19 protein-coding genes are annotated in these 16,823 nt (G+C 69.8%); 5 read left to right on the forward strand and 14 right to left on the reverse strand.

What is annotated here, in order from left to right; genetic code table 11:
- Positions 1-158 precede the first annotated feature (158 nt).
- The 3 genes from KVT39_RS04450 to gloB form a co-directional block, all read right to left on the reverse strand.
- Positions 159-1,376: a nitrate/nitrite transporter gene (locus tag KVT39_RS04450; protein ID WP_217587984.1), complete on the reverse strand. Its 1,218-nt coding sequence runs from the start codon at positions 1,374-1,376 to the stop codon at positions 159-161.
- Between the two features lie 164 nt (positions 1,377-1,540).
- Complete coding sequence (locus tag KVT39_RS04455; RefSeq protein ID WP_034183271.1) at positions 1,541-3,109, reverse strand: transglycosylase SLT domain-containing protein; 1,569 nt, start codon at positions 3,107-3,109, stop codon at positions 1,541-1,543.
- A 151-nt stretch (positions 3,110-3,260) separates the two neighbouring features.
- Complete coding sequence (gene gloB, locus KVT39_RS04460; protein ID WP_105392996.1) at positions 3,261-4,067, reverse strand: hydroxyacylglutathione hydrolase; 807 nt, start codon at positions 4,065-4,067, stop codon at positions 3,261-3,263.
- Positions 4,068-4,085: 18 nt separating this feature from the next.
- Between gloB and KVT39_RS04465 the strand changes: the two genes are divergently transcribed.
- Genes KVT39_RS04465 through dnaQ form a run of 3 tightly spaced genes read left to right on the forward strand, consistent with a single transcriptional unit; the run spans position 4,086 to position 6,111 of the window.
- Positions 4,086-4,898 (forward strand): class I SAM-dependent methyltransferase, encoded by an 813-nt coding sequence (locus KVT39_RS04465; protein ID WP_034183269.1) that lies wholly within the window; start codon positions 4,086-4,088, stop codon positions 4,896-4,898.
- Complete coding sequence (gene rnhA / locus KVT39_RS04470; protein ID WP_034183268.1) at positions 4,895-5,338, forward strand: ribonuclease HI; 444 nt, start codon at positions 4,895-4,897, stop codon at positions 5,336-5,338. Before KVT39_RS04465 ends, rnhA begins: the two co-directional genes overlap by 4 nt.
- A gap of 38 nt (positions 5,339-5,376) precedes the next feature.
- Complete coding sequence (gene dnaQ / locus KVT39_RS04475; protein WP_105392997.1) at positions 5,377-6,111, forward strand: DNA polymerase III subunit epsilon; 735 nt, start codon at positions 5,377-5,379, stop codon at positions 6,109-6,111.
- 27 nt (positions 6,112-6,138) lie between these two features.
- Here dnaQ and KVT39_RS04480 read toward each other — a convergent pair whose 3' ends face one another.
- The gene (locus tag KVT39_RS04480) at positions 6,139-6,471 is read right to left on the reverse strand and encodes a YnfA family protein (RefSeq protein ID WP_034183266.1); all 333 of its coding nucleotides are present in this window, start codon (positions 6,469-6,471) and stop codon (positions 6,139-6,141) included.
- A 542-nt stretch (positions 6,472-7,013) separates the two neighbouring features.
- Here KVT39_RS04480 and proP point away from each other — a divergent pair.
- Positions 7,014-8,498, forward strand: a complete 1,485-nt coding sequence (gene proP / locus KVT39_RS04485) for a glycine betaine/L-proline transporter ProP (protein WP_034183265.1) — start codon at positions 7,014-7,016, stop codon at positions 8,496-8,498.
- 109 nt (positions 8,499-8,607) lie between these two features.
- Here the strand turns inward: proP and KVT39_RS04490 are convergent, their stop codons facing one another.
- A complete protein-coding gene (locus KVT39_RS04490; RefSeq protein ID WP_034183459.1) occupies positions 8,608-8,805 on the reverse strand; it encodes a hypothetical protein in 198 nt (65 codons plus the stop codon).
- A 192-nt stretch (positions 8,806-8,997) separates the two neighbouring features.
- Positions 8,998-9,627 (reverse strand): glutathione S-transferase family protein, encoded by a 630-nt coding sequence (locus tag KVT39_RS04495; RefSeq protein WP_034183264.1) that lies wholly within the window; start codon positions 9,625-9,627, stop codon positions 8,998-9,000.
- A gap of 165 nt (positions 9,628-9,792) precedes the next feature.
- Here KVT39_RS04495 and KVT39_RS04500 point away from each other — a divergent pair, with 165 nt between their 5' ends.
- A complete protein-coding gene (locus tag KVT39_RS04500; RefSeq protein WP_105392998.1) occupies positions 9,793-11,016 on the forward strand; it encodes a polyhydroxyalkanoate depolymerase in 1,224 nt (407 codons plus the stop codon).
- On the opposite strand, the gene KVT39_RS04505 is transcribed toward KVT39_RS04500, so the two are convergent.
- The 8 genes from KVT39_RS04505 to mdcC all read right to left on the reverse strand — a co-directional run bounded on the left by KVT39_RS04505 (position 11,003) and on the right by mdcC (position 16,822).
- The gene (locus KVT39_RS04505; RefSeq protein WP_034183262.1) at positions 11,003-11,671 is read right to left on the reverse strand and encodes a phosphoribosyltransferase; all 669 of its coding nucleotides are present in this window, start codon (positions 11,669-11,671) and stop codon (positions 11,003-11,005) included. The genes KVT39_RS04500 and KVT39_RS04505 overlap by 14 nt on opposite strands.
- Positions 11,672-11,795: 124 nt before the next feature.
- A complete protein-coding gene (locus KVT39_RS04510) occupies positions 11,796-12,317 on the reverse strand; it encodes a phospholipase D-like domain-containing protein (RefSeq protein WP_034183261.1) in 522 nt (173 codons plus the stop codon).
- A gap of 117 nt (positions 12,318-12,434) precedes the next feature.
- Positions 12,435-13,367, reverse strand: a complete 933-nt coding sequence (gene mdcH, locus KVT39_RS04515; protein WP_175750042.1) for a malonate decarboxylase subunit epsilon — start codon at positions 13,365-13,367, stop codon at positions 12,435-12,437.
- Complete coding sequence (gene mdcB, locus KVT39_RS04520; protein ID WP_217587985.1) at positions 13,364-14,230, reverse strand: triphosphoribosyl-dephospho-CoA synthase MdcB; 867 nt, start codon at positions 14,228-14,230, stop codon at positions 13,364-13,366. Before mdcB ends, mdcH begins: the two co-directional genes overlap by 4 nt.
- The gene (gene mdcG / locus KVT39_RS04525; protein WP_217587987.1) at positions 14,227-14,895 is read right to left on the reverse strand and encodes a malonate decarboxylase holo-[acyl-carrier-protein] synthase; all 669 of its coding nucleotides are present in this window, start codon (positions 14,893-14,895) and stop codon (positions 14,227-14,229) included. Before mdcG ends, mdcB begins: the two co-directional genes overlap by 4 nt.
- Entirely contained in the window at positions 14,882-15,589 is a 708-nt protein-coding gene (gene mdcE / locus KVT39_RS04530) for a biotin-independent malonate decarboxylase subunit gamma (protein WP_217587989.1), read from the reverse strand. The genes mdcG and mdcE overlap by 14 nt, the downstream gene beginning before the upstream one ends.
- Positions 15,576-16,511: a biotin-independent malonate decarboxylase subunit beta gene (locus KVT39_RS04535; protein WP_034183257.1), complete on the reverse strand. Its 936-nt coding sequence runs from the start codon at positions 16,509-16,511 to the stop codon at positions 15,576-15,578. The genes mdcE and KVT39_RS04535 overlap by 14 nt, the downstream gene beginning before the upstream one ends.
- Positions 16,508-16,822, reverse strand: coding sequence for a malonate decarboxylase acyl carrier protein (mdcC, locus tag KVT39_RS04540; RefSeq protein ID WP_069617090.1), 315 nt, complete (start codon positions 16,820-16,822; stop codon positions 16,508-16,510). The genes KVT39_RS04535 and mdcC overlap by 4 nt, the downstream gene beginning before the upstream one ends.
- Between the last annotated feature and the right edge of the window lies 1 nt (position 16,823).

Raw genomic sequence — 16,823 nt, forward strand, 5'->3', positions numbered from 1 at the left:
ATTATAGCCCGAAAATGGCCCTATCTTCAATCGATATGGCCGTCCGATCATGCACGCGCCGCCACCGGCAGCGCGGTACGGCGTACGCGCAACGGCGCACGCTCGACGTGCTGCGGCCCCGTTTCCGCAGCCGCCCCACCTACCAGCGTACCGCCGGATCAGTGCGCTTGGCCAGCGCCGCGCGCGGGCCACACGTACCAGACCGCGCTCGCGAGTTGCAGCGCAAGCAGCACGCCCCATGCGGTGAGGTGCGCGGCCGCCGGATAACGGCCGTCGAGCGCGGGCCAGTGCGACAGCACCGCGCCGACACCGATCTGGAACGCAAAGATCAGCAGGAAGATCACCAGCGTGAGGGTCGTGTTCGCGCGGCCGATCAGGTGGGCGGGAAAGTGCCCGGCCATCACCGCGTAGGTCAGGATGCCGACGCCGCCGAACATCCCGTATGCAGCCCACAGCACGGCCGGCGGCAACGGCATGCGCGCGACGATCGCGACCTGCGTCGCGACGAACAGCGCCATGCCGACACCGCAGAATGCGTAGACGGACACGCCGCGCCGCTCGAGCACGCGCGCCGCGGCGCCGAAGCCGACGCAGCCGGCCATCATCGCGAAGCCGAGCACCGACACGAGGCGCGCGGCATGCGGCGCATCGAACCCCGCGACGTCGCGCAGGTACGGCCCGACCCACAGCGACTGCATCGCGTAGAACACGCCCTGCGTGACGACCGAGAATGACGAGATCTTCCAGAACGCGCGGCTGCTCAGGATGTGCCACGTGCCCTTGAACTGGCTGAGGAGCCCGCCCTGGTGGCGTACCTGCTTCGCTTCGGGCGCGCCGAAACCGATCGAGGCCGCGACGACCACCGTCAGCACCGCGAGGCCGAAACAGATCGCGCGCCAGTTCGTCCAGCCGAGCAGCCAGGTCAGCGGCGAACCGACCACGACGCCGCCGAGGCCGCCAACCGCCATCACGAGGCCGTTGACGAGCGGCAGCCGGCCGACCGGGAAATGCTGCGCGAGCGCCTTGAACGCTGCGCCGAGACACACCGACACGCCGACGCCGATCAGCAGCCGGCCGACCATCATCGTGCCGATGCCGTGCGCGGCGCCGAACACGGCGGCGCCGGCCGCCGCGAACAGCAGCATGCCGGCCGTCACACGGCGCGGGCCGAAGTGGTCGAGCATCACGCCGGCCGGAATCTGCGCACCCGCGAAGCCGAGAAAATAGAGACTGGTGAGCAGGCCGAGATCGGCGGCCGACAACCCGAGCTCATGCGTGACGAACGGCGCGAAGCCCAGATTGACGCCGCGAAACACATACGACACGAAATACCCGACCGAAAACAGCGCGAGCACCCCAACCTGCACCGACGACATCGCTCCCCCTCGTGATATGAAGACTGCCGAAGCGGCGCGGCACCCTCGCACCGCGCACAAACGAAAACGCCGTCACCTCGGTGACGGCGTTTTCGTTGCAATTCGTCGGATGATAGCGCAATCGCGCGGCCCGGACCGGCCGGCCGCCGCGCTTCGCAGCCGCGTTACTTCTTCTTGCCCTTGGCCGGCGCGGCCTTCGCGGGTGCAGCTTTCGCCGCTTTGGTCGATTTGGCCGCCGGCTTTGCCGCGCCGCGCTTCGCGCCGTGCGACTTGCCGCCCACCGCCAGGCTCGCGCGCTCGATGCGCGCACTGCCGACCGACGTTGCGATCCGCTCCGGACCGGGTTCCGCCGGCACCGAGCGGCCGACCGGCACGTGCAGCACGAGCGCCTGGCCCGGCATCGCGAGATCGCGGTGCGTGCGGTTCCACGCCTTGAGCTGGCCGACCGACACGCCGTAGCGGCCGGCGATCGCCGCCATCGACTGCTTGCGGCGCACGCGGATCAGCATCTTGCGCGTGTCGGGTACGTCCGGCTCCATCGCGAGCGCGCCGTTTTCGGCGACGTCGGCGCTGATGTCCTCGTCGTCGTCATCGCCGCGCGGCACGACGATCGTCGAGCCCGGCTTCAGGCGCATGCCGGCCGGAATCTTGTTGACCGACATCAGCGTATCGGCATCCACGCCGATCTTCTCGGCGATCGCAGCCGGCCGCGCACGTTCGCTGACCGTGTAGGTGGTCCACGTCGAAAGCTGGCCGTTGTATGCCTTCAGGCTCTTCTCGAACGCGGACGCGTTGTCGAACGGCAGCAGGATCTGCGGTTCGGTCGCGCCGAGGATCACCGGCTTCGAGAACGACGGGTTCAGCGAGCGGAATTCGTCGAGCGACAGGTTCGCGAGCTTCGCGGCGACCGCGACGTCGATGTCGCGCGACGTCGTGACCGTCACGAAATACGGGTGGTTCGGGATGTCCGGCAGCGTCAGGCCGTACTGCTTCGGGCTCGCGATGATGTTCTTCACCGCCTGCAGCTTCGGCACGTAGTTGCGCGTCTCGTTCGGCATCCGCAGGCTCTGGTAGTCGGTCGGCAGGCCGGCCGCCTGGTTGCGCGCGATCGCGCGCTGCACGTTGCCCTCGCCCCAGTTGTACGCGGCCAGCGCCAGATACCAGTCGCCGAACATGTCATGCAGGCGCGACAGGTAGTCGAGCGCGGCGCTCGTCGACGCGAGCACGTCGCGCCGTTCGTCCTGCCACATATTGCGCTTCAGGTTGTACGTGCGGCCCGTGCCGGGCATGAACTGCCACATGCCGGCCGCCTTCGCGACCGACAGCGCCTGCGGGTTGAACGCGGACTCGATGAACGGCAGCAGCGCGAGCTCGGTCGGCATGTGACGCGCCTCGAGCTCCTCGACGATGTGATACAGGTACTTCTGCGAGCGCTCGGTCATGCGCTGCACGTAATCCGGACGCTGCGTGTACCAGGTCGTCTGCATGTCGACGAGGTCGCTCTGCAGGTCGGGCATCTGGAAGCCGCGACGGATGCGGCCCCAGAGATCGGAGTCCGCACTGGTCAGGTCGCCGACGGATTGCTTGTCGACGTCGACAGTTTCTTTGGCGGTGGCTGATTTACGGAGGTAGTTGGACGCCGCCTGCGGATCGGCGGCGTTGTTGGCGACAGGAGCCTGGCTCGCACAAGCGGCGAGTAGCAGGACCACCATCGCACTCAATATAAGTCGCATGAAAATCTCGGCTTCCGACGGCTGGAAATTGCTGGCGATACTACGGAAGTGCGTGCTTCACGTCAATAAAAACACCGAAAACTCAGCGAAATCCTACATTTGGAGCAATTTTTACAGACTCCGCTTGAGCTTTGGAGTCCTCCGGAAATCATCATCTGAACCGGTTTTTCCACTCCCGCATCAGCGTAAACGCCGCCAGACGATCCGGCACCGTTTCGTGAAGCTCGGCCTCGAGCGTCGCATGGATGGCGGCGCTGTCCGCGCGCATGAACGGGTTCACCGCGCGCTCGTGCGCGATCGTCGTCGGCAGCGTCGGCACGCCGCGCGCGCGCAGCGCCTGCGCGTCGTCGCGCCACGCGGCGAGCGCCGCATTGCCGGGCTCGCACGCGAGCGCGAAGCGGATGTTCGACAGCGTGTATTCGTGTGCGCAATGCACGCGCGTGTCGCCCGGCAGCGCCGCGAGCGCGTCGAGCGACGCGAGCATCTGCGCGGGCGTGCCTTCGAACAGGCGGCCGCAGCCGCACGAGAACAGCGTGTCGCCGCAGAACACGTGCGGCACCGCGGCGCCCTGCCCGGCCGCCTGGAAATAGGCAATGTGGCCGCGCGTATGACCGGGCACGTCGAGCACGTCGAACGCGACGGCCGGCGCGTCGAGCGTCACGCGATCGCCGCCCGAAAGCGGCCGCGTGACCACGCCGATCGCCTCGGCCGCAGGGCCGTAAACGGTGAGCGGCACATCGGCCGGTTGGCTATTGCGCAGCGCCTCGACACCGCCGACATGGTCGGCGTGATGGTGCGTGAGTAAAATAGCGGTCAACCGCCAGCCTCGTTCGGCAAGAACCCGGCGCACCGGCGCGGCTTCACCCGGATCGACGGCGATCGCATCGCGGCCGTCCGAGACGAGCCAGATATAGTTGTCTTCGAATGCCGGCACCGGCACGTATTCCAGCTCGTTCATGGGCGCGCAACCATCGTTATGCCTGATCGTCAAATTATAGACTGGCCCGCCTGGACCGACTCGCCTCCCGGCCGCTACGTGCTGGACTGGGAGCAGGCGCAGCTCGACCGGATCGTGTCCGACGTATTCGGGTTCCACGCGCTGCAGCTCGGCCTGCCGCAGCTCGACGCGCTGCGCGAGAACCGCATGCCGTATCGCGGCCTCGTGCTCGATCCGGCGAGCGGCGCGAGCGCGCCGTACCAGTATCCGTGGGCGCGCGAAGCGCACGCGCCGGAGCACGCGCCCGCCGATCGCAGCACGACGTGGTGCGACCTGCTCGACCTGCCGTTCGAGTCGCAAAGCGTCGACCTGATCGTGATGCCGCACACGCTCGAATTCACGTCCGACCCGCACCGCCTGCTGCGCGAGGCCGAGCGCGTGCTGATGCCGGAAGGCCAGCTCGTGATCACCGGCTTCAATTCGCTCAGCCTGTGGGGCATGCGGCAATCGTTCGGGCGCATGGCGAACCGCCCGTTCGTGCCGGCCACGCGCGACCAGATCGCGTTCATCCGGCTAAAGGACTGGATCAAGCTGCTCGGCTTCGACCTCGAACGCGGCCGCTTCGGCTGCTACCGGCCGCCGCTCGTCACCGACAAGTGGCTGGCCCGCTACGGCTTCATGGAAGCCGCGGGCGACCGCTGGTGGCCGATCTTCGGCGCCGTCTACATGGTGACGGCCGTCAAGCGCGTGCGCGGCATGCGCCTCGTCGGCCAGATCAAGATGAAAAAACCCGTGCTCGCGCCAGGCCTGACGCCCGCGGCCTCCCCGACCACCCATCAAGAACATTCATGACAATCGATACGATCGACATCTATACCGACGGCGCCTGCAAGGGCAACCCCGGCCCCGGCGGCTGGGGCGCACTGATGCGCTACGGCGACCGTGAAAAGGAGCTGTTCGGCGGCGAGCCCAACACGACCAACAACCGCATGGAGCTGATGGGCGTGATCGCCGCGCTCGAGGCGCTGAAGCGGCCGTGCCAGGTGATCGTGCACACCGATTCGCAATACGTGCAGAAAGGCATCAGCGAGTGGATCCACGGCTGGAAGAAGAAAGGCTGGGTCACCGCGGCAAAGACACCCGTGAAGAACGCCGACCTGTGGAAGCGGCTCGACGCGCTCGTCGCGCAGCACGAAATCGAGTGGCGCTGGGTCAAGGGTCATGCGGGCCATCCCGAAAACGAGCGCGCGGACGCGCTCGCGAATCGCGGCGTCGAATCGCTCACGGCCTGAACGCCGGCCACTCCCCTGTTTCCTTCGTTTTCCCCGACATGCGCCAGATCATTCTCGATACCGAAACCACCGGCCTGAACGCCCGCACGGGCGACCGCCTCATCGAAATCGGCTGCGTCGAGCTGCTGAACCGGCGGCTCACCGGCAACAACCTGCACTTCTACGTGAACCCCGAGCGCGACAGCGATCCGGGCGCACTGGCCGTGCACGGCCTCACGACCGAATTCCTCAGCGACAAGCCGAAGTTCGCGGAAGTCGCCAGCCAGATCCTCGACTTCGTGAAGGACGCCGAGCTGATCATCCACAACGCGCCGTTCGACCTGGGCTTCCTCGACGCCGAATTCGCGCGCCTCGACTTGCCGCCGTTCACCGAACATTGCGGCGGCGTGATCGACACGCTCGTGCAGGCCAAGCAGATGTTCCCCGGCAAGCGCAACTCGCTCGACGCGCTGTGCGACCGCTTCGGCATCAGCAACGCGCACCGGACGCTGCACGGCGCACTGCTCGACTCGGAGCTGCTCGCCGAGGTGTATCTCGCGATGACGCGCGGCCAGGACAGCCTCGTGATCGACATGCTCGACGACGCGGGCGCCGACGGCGGCGCGGCGAACGGCCAGCGCGTGTCGCTCGCCGCGCTCGACCTGCAGGTGGTGACCGCCAGCGACGACGAGCTCGCCGCGCACCAGGCGCAGCTCGACGAACTCGACAAGTCGGTCAAGGGCACGTGCGTGTGGCGCAAGTCCGCCGACGCGGGCGCCGCCGAAACGGCCTGACGCACGCGGCACGCACCGCGGCCGCGCCTACGCGCGCGGCTGCAGTGCGATGACCGCCATCCCGCCGAGCGCGAGCACCGCGCCGGCCACATCCCAGCGGGTCAGCGCGATACCGTCGACCACCCGCAGCCAGACCAGCGCTACCGCGATATACACGCCGCCGTACGCGGCATAAGTACGTCCGGCCGCGCTCGGGTGCAGCGTCAGCAGCCACGCGAACAGCGCGAGCGACAGCGCAGCCGGCACCAGCAGCCAGGCCGGCCGGCTGCCCTTCAGCACGAGCCACGGCAGGTAACAGCCGACGATTTCGGCCAGTGCGGTGGCGGCGAACAGCGCCGCGATCCTCATCAGTTCGGTCATCCGGTTCCTCGTGAATTCGGCCCCGTCGCCGGGGCGCTGCACGGCCCCGCCGCGCGCCGCCGATCATACCCGAGCAGGCCGCCCCGGACGCCCCGCCAGACGGGCGCCTCCCGGCAATTTGCACGATCATCCGTCATCGTGCTATCATGTCGCCTGTTTCAACATTCAATCTCTGTCTATTCGATTTCGAGAGAAGTCCGTCCGCGCATTGCGGGCCGGCGCTTCGACCGAAATTGCACCCACAGGAAAGCCCGCCCGACAGGCCCGCTTTTCTCGTTTCGTTGCCCCTTTCGGGGCGCTTGCCGGAACGCCGGACCTCCGTCCGCGCCGGCATCTGCCGCCAGCGTCACGCGGCCCATTCTTCATGAGCGCACTGTCGCGACGGCCCATCGGGCCCGCGTCGAAGCAGCCCCTTACGGCCCTTTGCTGCCCGTTGCGCAGTAAGTGCTTAATGGCCTGCCCCGACGCGCCGCGCACGACACCGCGCTTGCAGGCAAACCGTGTCGGACGGCCCGCCCGTTCCGGCGCAGTCAAAGGAGTGCATGACCTTGACCGCAACACACGTCAGCCCGACCGCTGCTTCTTCCTCCACTTCGTCCGGCGACGCTCCGCTCGCCGCGGACGACATAACCGTCGTCGACCAGAGCCTGCTCAAGCGCGCCGTCAGCGCGATGGCCATCGGCAATGCGATGGAATGGTTCGACTTCGGTGTGTACAGCTATATCGCCGTCACGCTCGGCAAGGTGTTCTTCCCGTCCAGCAGCCCGTCCGCGCAGCTGCTCGCGACCTTCGGCACGTTCGCGGCCGCATTCCTCGTGCGCCCGCTCGGCGGCATGGTGTTCGGCCCGCTCGGCGACCGCATCGGCCGCCAGCGCGTGCTCGCCGCGACGATGATCATGATGGCCGCCGGCACCTTCGCGATCGGCCTGATCCCGAGCTATACATCGATCGGCATCATGGCGCCCGTGCTGCTGCTCGTCGCGCGCCTCGTGCAGGGCTTCTCGACCGGCGGCGAATACGGCGGCGCGGCCACCTTCATCGCCGAATTCTCGACCGACAAGCGCCGCGGCTTCATGGGCAGCTTCCTCGAGTTCGGCACGCTGATCGGCTATGTGATGGGTGCGGGCGTCGTCGCGCTGCTGACCACATCGCTGTCGCAGGAAGCGCTGCTGTCGTGGGGCTGGCGCGTGCCGTTCCTGATCGCCGGCCCGCTCGGCCTGATCGGCCTCTACATCCGGATGAAGCTCGAGGAAACGCCTGCGTTCAAGCGCCAGGCCGAAGAGCGCGAAGCGCAGGACAAGGCCGTGCCGAAGGCGCGCTTCCGCGAAACGCTGATGCGCAACTGGCGTGCGCTGCTGCTGTGCGTCGGCCTCGTGCTGATCTTCAACGTGACCGACTACATGGTGCTGTCGTATCTGCCGAGCTTCATGTCGTCGACGCTGCACTTCGACGAATCGCACAGCCTCGTGCTGGTGCTGCTCGTGATGGTGCTGATGATGCCGATGACGCTCTTCGCCGGCCGCCTGTCCGACCGGATCGGCCGCAAGCCGGTGATGCTCGCCGGCTGTGTCGGGCTGCTCGTGCTGTCGATCCCGTCGATGATGCTGATCCATGCGGGCACCACGGCGTCGGTGTTCGGCGGCCTGCTGGTCCTCGGCGTGCTGCTGTCCTGCTTCACCGGCGTGATGCCGTCGGCGCTGCCGGCGCTGTTCCCGACCGAGATCCGCTACGGCGCGCTCGCGATCGGCTTCAACGTGTCGGTATCGCTGTTCGGCGGCACGACGCCGCTCGTTACCGCATGGCTCGTCGACGTGACGCACAACCTGATGATGCCCGCGTACTACATGATGGGCGCCGCCGTGATCGGCATCGTGTCGGTCGTCGCGCTCGCGGAAACCGCGCGCCAGCCCCTGAAGGGCTCGCCGCCGGCCGTCGCGACGCGCCGCGAGGCGCACCAGCTCGCACGCCAGCTGCGCGAGGACGACGACTCGGAGATGTACAGCGTCGTGTCGCCCGCACGCGCCTGAGCGTCGCCCATGAAAAAGCCCCGGCCGAAGCCGGGGCCCGATCGAATCCGATCCGCCCGACCGGCTTGCGCCGGCCGGGCTTTTTTTCATCCTTTGGCCGCGAGCGCCCTCATGCGTGCGCTTCGCCGTGACGGCAGAAGATCAGCGCACGCGAGCGCGACACCGCCGCCTGTGCGCCGCGTGCCGCGACGATCAGCCCGACCTGGCCGAGATTGAAATCGCGCTCGACCATCAACTGCGTCAGCGCGGCAAGCGGCAACACGACGGACGGGTGATACAGACTTGATTCGAGCAGGGCTTTCATCATCGGCTCCATCTGGCAATGCGTGATTCGATGGAGTGGATTCTAGGGACCGGCCGCTTCCGGATAAACGGCGCGAATGCGAAGTCACTTGTCGGCCACCGAGAACAATCGGCGGCGGCTTGCCGGGTGCGGTCGAGCGGCCGGCAAGCAGCGGCGCGGGGCGGCCTTGCGCCCCGCCGCCAAGGGCCGCCAGGCCTAGACGAGCGGCGTTTCGACGAAAGCCGGCAGCGCTTCCGCACGCGCCGAATGCGCGGCGAGCGCCGGATAGCGGGCCGGATCGATTCGCGCGAGCGCCGGGTAATCGGCCGCCATGAACTGCGTGAAGCGCCACGCGACCGCGACCGTCACGTCGGACTGCAGCAGGCGTGCGCCGCCGAACCAGCCGTTCGCGGCCGCGACGAGCGGCTCCAGCTCGCCGTACGCGCCCTCGAGCTGGCTCAGCACGCGTTCGATCCACGGCGCGTGCTGCTTGTCGGACGGGCGCAGCGCCTGCTCGTAGACGACCTGCACGGTCTTCTCGGCCGCCGCCAGCGCGAAACCGACCGGCACGAGCGCGCGCAGCCGCGCGTCGGCGGCGTCGGGCAGCAGGCGCCGCTCCGGCGCGACCAGGTGATCGAGATAGTCGACGATCAGCGACGAATCGATCAGCGTCGCCCCGTCGTCGGTCACGAGCGTCGGCGCCTTGACGACCGGGTTGACCGCCCTGAACTGTTCGAAATGACGAAACACCGAGATCGATTCGTGTTCGAACGGCAGGTCGAGCAGCTTCGCCGAAATGGCGACACGGCGCACGAACGGGGAATCCAGCATGCCGATCAGCTTCATCGCAAACGCTCCGCTTGAGGGGAATGGGACCGACGACTGTAGCAGCGTCGCGAGCCGTCGCCTAGCGTGCTCGTACGCGCGTCCGCTTGATACGTATCAGCGCCCCGCTACCCGGCCACAGTGACCATAATGCAGATTCACGCCCCTTCCGTCCCAAGGTTCGCCATGTGGTATGCCCTCGTCGAGCAGCAGCGGGAATGGATGCGCGCCTGGCGCGCGGCGACGCGGCACGCGTTCGATGCGTGGCCCGCGGCGACGCTGCCGCAAGCCGCGTCGTCGTGTTACGACGACCTGTTCGAGCCGCTGCTCGGGCAGCCGGCCGGGCCGCCGCGCTTCGACCTCGGGCGATCCGCCATCGGCGAACGGGTCGCCGCGCACACGCCGTTCTGCGACCTGCGGCGCTTCACGCGCGCCGATGCGCGGCGCACGGTGCTGCTGTGCGCGCCGCTCGCCGGGCACGCGGCCGTGATGATGCGGGAAACCGTCGAGACGCTGCTCGCCGACGGCGACGTCTGCGTGACCGACTGGCGCAATGCGCGCGACGTGCCGCTCGCGTCGGGCCGCTTCGGGCTCGACGAGTATGTCGCGACGCTCGACGGCTTCATCGACGGGCTCGCGCTCGACGATCGGCCGCTGCACGTCGTCGCCGTGTGCCAGGCGACCGTGCCGGCGCTCGGCGCGCTCGCGCTGCGCGCCGCGCGCGGCCTGGCGCCGCCCGCGAGCATCACGCTGATCGGCGGCCCGCTCGACCCCCGCCTGAATCCGAGCGCGCTCGGCACCGCGGCAGCCACCCGCTCGCTCGGCTGGTGCCGCCGCCACCTGATCGACATCGTGCCGCCCGGCTTCGCGGGGCACGGCCGCCAGGTGTTCCCGACCTATCTCCAGCAAGGCGAGATCGCGCTGATGTATCCGCAGCGTTTCATGTCGCTGGTCGAGGCGTACGCGCTGGCCGCGTCGCGCTTCGACATGGCCGCGCTCGCCGGCGCGCGGCGCGCGCTGCTCGAATACACGGCGCTGCTCGACATGCCGGCCGAATATTTCCTCGACACGGTCGACATCGTGTTCCAGCGGATGTGCCTCGCGAACGGCACGTGGGACGTCGGCGGCCGGCGCGTCGAGCCGGGCGCGCTGCGCGGCGTCGCGCTGCTGACCGTCGAAGGCCGATGCGACGCGGTCACGGGCGCCGGCCAGACGCATGCGGCACTCGACATGTGCAGCGGCCTCGCGGCCGACGAGCGCTATCGCGTCGATGTCGACGATTGCGATCACTACGGGTTGTTTACCGGCGCGCGCTGGCTCGGCAATGTCCATCCGATGCTGCAGCGCGTGTTCGCGCTGGCCGAGGCCGGCCGCCCTCGGCCGCGCTCGCGCCGGATCAGGCGGGTGTGATGCCGCGTTGCGTGCGGGCCGCGTCGAGTAACGTACGCACCTCGTCGTCGCTCGTTTGCCCGAAGCGCGCGTAGAACTGGCTGATCCCGAAGAACGGGCGCGGCTGCGATACCGCGACGAACGCGTCGGCCAGGCCGTCGAACGCATGCTCCGCGCCCGCCGGCGCGACCGGCGCGGCCGCCACGATCCGCGCCGGGTGGCGCTCGCGCAGCGCCTGCAGCGCGGCACGCATCGACGCGCCGGTCGCGACGCCGTCGTCGACGACGATCACGATGCGCCCGTCGACCGGCAGCGGCGGCGCAGCGCCGCGATACAGCGCTTCGCGGCGCTGCAGCTCGGCCGTCTCGCGCACGATCACGTCGGCGAGCTGCGCGTCGGTCACGCCCATCGAGCGGATCACGGAACGCTGCAGATGCATCGCGCCCCCCGTTGCGATCGCGCCCATCGCGAGCTCGGGCTCGCACGGCACGCCGAGCTTGCGCACGACCAGCACGTCGAGCGGCGCGCGCAGCGCACAGGCGACCGGATACGCGACGGGCACGCCGCCGCGCGGCAACGCGAGCACGACGACGTCGCTACGCCCCGCGTAGTCGTCGCTCAGCGCGTCGGCCAGTTGGCGGCCCGCATCGGCGCGATCGGCAAAACACTCGGTCAAGATCGGCTCCCTGCCGTTGCGCCGGATGCGCGAAACGCGCGCCGGCGCCTGTCAACGAGCATGGTTCATCGGCGGCGCCGATGCAAGCGGGGTCACACCGGCGTGCACGACGCCGAGGAAAGGGTCAGAGGCCGCCGGCCTGCCGGTACAGCCGCCAGAACGACTGCGCGTAGGATTGCGCGAGCTCGGGCGCGCGCTGGAACACGTTGACCGTCTCGGCGTGCGCGGCCGCACCGTCGGACAGCGTCGTCAGCGCGACGCTGTCGTCGACGATCACGAAGCGCGGCGCGGGATCGCCGTGCCGCGAATCGATTGCCACGTCGATGCCCGCGGATTTCAGATAGCCTGCGCCGCTGTACCTGCCCGCGCGCGGCGAGCGCACGAGCACGACGCGCACCTCGATCCCGCGCGCACGGGCCGCGCGCAGCGCGCTCGCGACGGCGGGCGGCATCTGGGTATAGCCGGCCAGCAGTACGCGGCGCTGCGCCTGTTCGATCAGGTCGACGGTCGCGTCGGCCGCCGCGTTGTCATACGAAAAATACGTGCCGACCGATGCGGCATCGGACGGAATCCGGCTGGCGTGGGCGCTCGCCGCGCAGCAAAGCGCGGCGAAAAAGAAGGCGGCTGGTCTCATGGCGGGCGCCATTGTAGCGACGCCAATTCGCGTGGCAAGCGCCGCCTGCGACGCTGCTGCGCCGGCGCAACACACAGTACGGAACGGATGCCCGGCGGGGGTGTTTCAGGCCGGTTTTCGGGCCGCCGGTCAGCCGGCCGCGACGCGCGCGAGCCAGTTCGTCACGCCGTCGACGGAACGGAAATCCGCGAGGCTGCGCGCCGGCAGCGCGGGATACGCGCCGCCTGCCATCTCGGCCAGCGCGCGCCCGGGGCCGAGTTCGAGAAACGCGGTCGCACCTGCCTCCACGCAGGCGGCGAGACAGGCCGCCCACTCGACCGGCTCCGCGATCTGCCGCGCGAGCTTGTCGAGGCCCGCATCGACATCGAGCACCGACGCGCCGTCGATGCCCGAAAACAATCGCGTGCCGGGCAGCGGCCGGCGCACCCGCACGTCGGCAAGCGACGCGCGAAATACCGGCACGGCCGCTACGAGCCGGCGCGTGTGCGACGCGATCCGCACGCACACGGGCGCGACGCGCAGCGCACCGGCGCGCGCGGCGCCGTCGGCCACCGCATCGACATCGGCCTGCCGCCCCGCGACCACGAATGCGTCGCCGGGGTTCGCGATCGCGATCGCTGCATCGCGGCCGGTGCACAACTGCGCAAGCTGCGCGCGCGTCAGGCCACGCACGAACGCCATCCGCTCGTCGCCGCCGCTCGCCGCATCCATCGCGCGCGCGCGTGCGTCGGCCAGGTCGAGCGCGTCATGCGGATCGATCATTCCCGCGACGCTCCACGACGCGACCTCGCCGACGCTGTAGCCCGCGACGCAGCGCCGGCGCGGCCACGCCGCGTCGAGCAGCGCGGCCGCCGCAAGCGCCTGGACGGTGCAGAGGATCTGCGCGGCGCGGTTCTCGCGCAGCGCGTCCGGTCCGGCCTGCCGGACCCACGCGCGCGGATCGTCGCCGAGGAGCCGGCCGGCATGCGCGAACAACGCATCGGCCTGCGGCGCCGCGCCCGTCAGGTCGAACATGTCGGCACGCTGCGCGCCTTGTCCCGAACAGAGGATCGCCAGCGTCATCGCGCGTCCCCGTCGGCTTCGAGCACATCGACGAATACACTCATCGCGAGCAGGTCGGCCGCGCCGCCCGGACTCAGCCGGCGCGCAACGAACGCACGATGCGCGGCCACCGCGCGCAGCCGCCAGTCGTGGGCGCGCACACCGCCGCGTGCGACGAACGCACGCGCGGTCGCCCGCGCGAAATCGAGGCCGGCCTGCCCGCCCCGGTGCAGCAGGTTCGTATCGTCGAGCGCCGCGATCAGCGCGAAGCACGCGGCGACGCGCGCGGCTTCCGGATCGTCGGGCAGGTCGCGCTTCGCACGGCGCAGCGCGGGCAGCCCGATCGCGTACACGGTCCTGAAACCTTCGGCCGCTTCGCGACGCGCGCCGCCGACGCCGTAGCGTCGGCTCGCGCGCTCGCCATGGCTGTCCGGCAAGCGCGGGCCGCCGAGAATATCGGTGCCCCAGCGGCGGGACACGAACGCACCGAGCGTCGTTCCGCCCGGCACGGCCCCCGGCATTGCGCGCCGGCCCGCGGCAGCACACAGCAGCCCGAGCCCGAAGATCGCGCCGCGATGCGTATTGACGCCGCCGGTCGCCGCAAGCATCGCGTGCTCGGCACGCAGGCCGATCTTGCGCAGCACGGCCATGTCCGCATCGCGCGCGCCCGCGTCGGCGAGTTCCGCGAAGTACGGCCGCAGCACGGCGGCGCTGCGCGCGAACGTTGCGGCATCCATGTCCGAATGACTGCCGGTGTCGACGTGGCTGACGAGCCCCGGCTTCGGATAGGTGTCGATCTCGAGCACGAGGCTGCGCTCGGCCAGCTCGGCGATGCGCTCGGCAGCGGACGGCGCCGGTACGCGGCAGGCGGCCCATGCGCTCATCGCGCATCTCCGGTGAAGGCGCCGGCAGGCATCAATTCGACGGCGATCGCGGTCTTGACCGCGACTTCGGGCAGCCGCGCATGCAGTTCGCGCCAGTTGACGCCTGCGCCGTCGGCGCGCAGCAGTTCGCCGTCGATGCGCATCGGCGCACGCGCGTCGATCGCCGCGAGGCCGTCGAGCAGCGGTGCGAGCGACGCGGCATCCGGCAGCGGAAACACGATGTCGAGATCGGACGACGCGCCCAGGTATCGCTCGCCCGTCAGCGCCTGCCACGCGAGACTGCCGAACACGCGGCCCTGCACGCCGCAGCGCGCGCCGAGCGCATCGAGCTCGCGCAACGATGCGTGCCACGCATCGGGCGCGGCGGAAAGCACGTCGGCCAGCGCGGGCAGCGGGCCGACCGTCGCGAGCGCGTCGGCGGCAACGTTCAGCGCGATGCGCCGCTTGCCCGCGGCAGGCGGCAGCGGCAGGCCGAGCGGCACGCGGCCGGCATCGGCCTCGTCCGGCGACGCGCGGCGCACGATCAGCGGCCAGCCGCGTTCGGCCCACGCGCGCACGAGCGGATCGGCCGCGAGCGCGGGATCGCGCGCGAATGCCGCGCCCCACCCCGCCGCCGTCAGCGTGACGAGCGTGTGGCGGCGCAGCGGCATCTCAGCGTGCGGCACGCGCGAGTTCCTCGACGCGCCGCGCGACGTCGGCCGCAACCGGCCGGCCGCGCGCCGCGCGCCGGTCGATGCGGTCGGCCGGCTTGCCGAGCCATTCGACGACCTGCGCGTCGAGCGCACGGGCCGGATCGAGCACCGCATCGACGGCGCCCATCTTCACGAGATTGTCGAGCCCGGGCGCGAACACGGGCGTCGAGCGCGCCATCTCCTTCAGCACGTCGATCGGCAGCTTGGTCACGCGCGACATCGACGGCAGGTCCATCACTTCCGGCTCGGCGCCCGGCACCGCGAGCAGCGTGCGCGTCGCGAGCGCGGTCGCGATGAATGCGCCCGCGGCCGTGTGGCCGTACAGCACGCCGATCGTCCGGTGCCCGGCGAGATCCGCGTGCATCAGGCACTTCGCGAGATGCGACAGCCCTTCGTTCAAGCCGAGCAGTTCGTCGCGCTTGCTCATCCGCTGGCTGTCGCTGTCGACGAGCACGAGGATCGGCGTGCCGCCGCCGCGCGCGATCGTGTCGAGCACGCACGACGCGAGCGTCAGCGCCTCGTCGATGCCGAACGGCAAACGGTCGGCGACGCCGATCACGTCGACGCGCGTGCCGGCCAGTTCCGCGTGGCCCGTCAGCAGGCCGCCGGTGCGCGCGATCGAATGGCCTTTCGGAAACAGCGAGATCAGAACTTCATCGAGCGTCATGCGGGCTCTCCTGCAATTGATCCGCGAGCGTCGCGAATGTGTCGTCCGGCATTCCCGGAATCGCATCGGGCGTGTCCGCACCGAGCGCACGCCATACGTCGAGCGCATCCTTGCATGCGCCGAACCGCTCGACACGCGCCTCGAGGCGCGCCTGTTCGGCACGCAGCATCGCCGCATCGAACGTCGGCGCACGGCCGATCAGGTCGAGTGCCGCCGCGCGGAACGCATCGGGCGTATCGGCGACATAGCGGTCCGCACCGCCGATCAGCCGCCGGTGCTTGCCGCCCATCGTGCGCCAGATCAGCGCGCGGTCCTTCGCGTCGAATTCCTCGACGCCGCGATTCGTCTCGATCACTTCGGGGCCCGACACGCTGATGCGCCCCTGCTCCGACACCGCGAGCGCCGAACAGCACGCGGCGAGCAACCCGCCGCCGCCGTAGCAGCCCGCGCGCCCGCCGATCAGCCCGATCACCGGCACGCCGGCCGCGCGCGCATCGACGAGCGCACGCATGATCTCGGCGATCGCCAGCTCGCCCGCGTTCGCTTCCTGCAGCCGCACGCCGCCCGTATCGAACAGGATCAGCACCGGCTTGCCGACTTCGCGCGCGGCGCGCAGCAAGCCGGTGAGCTTCGCACCGTGCACTTCGCCGAACGCGCCGCCCATGAAGCGGCCTTCCTGCGCGGCGACGAACACCGGCTGGCCGTCGAGCCTGCCGTGGCCGACCACCATCCCGTCGTCGAACTGCTGCGGCAGGTCGAACAGCTGCAGGTGCGGGCTCGTCACACGTTCGGCCGGCCCGAGGAATTCGCTGAAACTGCCCGCGTCGAGCAGCCCGTCGATGCGCTGCCGCGCCGACGCTTCGTACCAGCTCGTGCCGTTCGCGACGAACGCCGGCGCGTCGTGGATCACGTCGGTCATCATGCGTCTCCCTCGATCGCGCGCACGGCCTGCGCGAGCCGCAGCGACACCATGTCGGGCCGCGCGCCGCCGTCGTTGATCGACAGCTTCAGGCCGCCCGGCGTGCGCCGCTCGACGAAATCCGATACGACGGCCTGCCACACCGCGCCGAAGCCGACGGCCGCGGTGCGGATATCGATCTCGCATTCGTTGCCCGGCAGCACGCGCTCGACGAGCACTTCGAGATTGCCGGACGCGACCACGCCGACGAGCGCCGCGGCCCGTTCGCCCTTCGCGCGCTCGCGCGCGGTGAAGCGATAGTTCAACTGTTCCATG

The organism is Burkholderia sp. GbtcB21, from assembly GCF_019091065.1.
Lineage (GTDB): Bacteria > Pseudomonadota > Gammaproteobacteria > Burkholderiales > Burkholderiaceae > Burkholderia > Burkholderia pyrrocinia_C.

Bases quoted from the DNA above. Each gene is read 5' to 3' on its own strand.
- KVT39_RS04450 (WP_217587984.1), bottom strand. From the start codon at position 1,376: ATGTCGTCGGTGCAGGTTGGGGTGCTCGCGCTGTTTTCGGTCGGGTAT.
- mdcH (WP_175750042.1), bottom strand. From the start codon at position 13,367: ATGACGCTGGCGATCCTCTGTTCGGGACAAGGCGCGCAGCGTGCCGAC.
- mdcE (WP_217587989.1), bottom strand. From the start codon at position 15,589: ATGACGCTCGATGAAGTTCTGATCTCGCTGTTTCCGAAAGGCCATTCG.
- KVT39_RS04535 (WP_034183257.1), bottom strand. From the start codon at position 16,511: ATGATGACCGACGTGATCCACGACGCGCCGGCGTTCGTCGCGAACGGC.
- KVT39_RS04465 (WP_034183269.1), top strand. From the start codon at position 4,086: ATGCCTGATCGTCAAATTATAGACTGGCCCGCCTGGACCGACTCGCCT.
- KVT39_RS04510 (WP_034183261.1), bottom strand. From the start codon at position 12,317: ATGGCGCCCGCCATGAGACCAGCCGCCTTCTTTTTCGCCGCGCTTTGC.
- dnaQ (WP_105392997.1), top strand. From the start codon at position 5,377: ATGCGCCAGATCATTCTCGATACCGAAACCACCGGCCTGAACGCCCGC.
- KVT39_RS04500 (WP_105392998.1), top strand. From the start codon at position 9,793: ATGTGGTATGCCCTCGTCGAGCAGCAGCGGGAATGGATGCGCGCCTGG.
- rnhA (WP_034183268.1), top strand. From the start codon at position 4,895: ATGACAATCGATACGATCGACATCTATACCGACGGCGCCTGCAAGGGC.
- KVT39_RS04490 (WP_034183459.1), bottom strand. From the start codon at position 8,805: ATGATGAAAGCCCTGCTCGAATCAAGTCTGTATCACCCGTCCGTCGTG.
- KVT39_RS04495 (WP_034183264.1), bottom strand. From the start codon at position 9,627: ATGAAGCTGATCGGCATGCTGGATTCCCCGTTCGTGCGCCGTGTCGCC.
- KVT39_RS04480 (WP_034183266.1), bottom strand. From the start codon at position 6,471: ATGACCGAACTGATGAGGATCGCGGCGCTGTTCGCCGCCACCGCACTG.
- KVT39_RS04455 (WP_034183271.1), bottom strand. From the start codon at position 3,109: ATGCGACTTATATTGAGTGCGATGGTGGTCCTGCTACTCGCCGCTTGT.
- gloB (WP_105392996.1), bottom strand. From the start codon at position 4,067: ATGAACGAGCTGGAATACGTGCCGGTGCCGGCATTCGAAGACAACTAT.
- proP (WP_034183265.1), top strand. From the start codon at position 7,014: ATGACCTTGACCGCAACACACGTCAGCCCGACCGCTGCTTCTTCCTCC.
- mdcC (WP_069617090.1), bottom strand. From the start codon at position 16,822: ATGGAACAGTTGAACTATCGCTTCACCGCGCGCGAGCGCGCGAAGGGC.
- mdcB (WP_217587985.1), bottom strand. From the start codon at position 14,230: ATGAGCGCATGGGCCGCCTGCCGCGTACCGGCGCCGTCCGCTGCCGAG.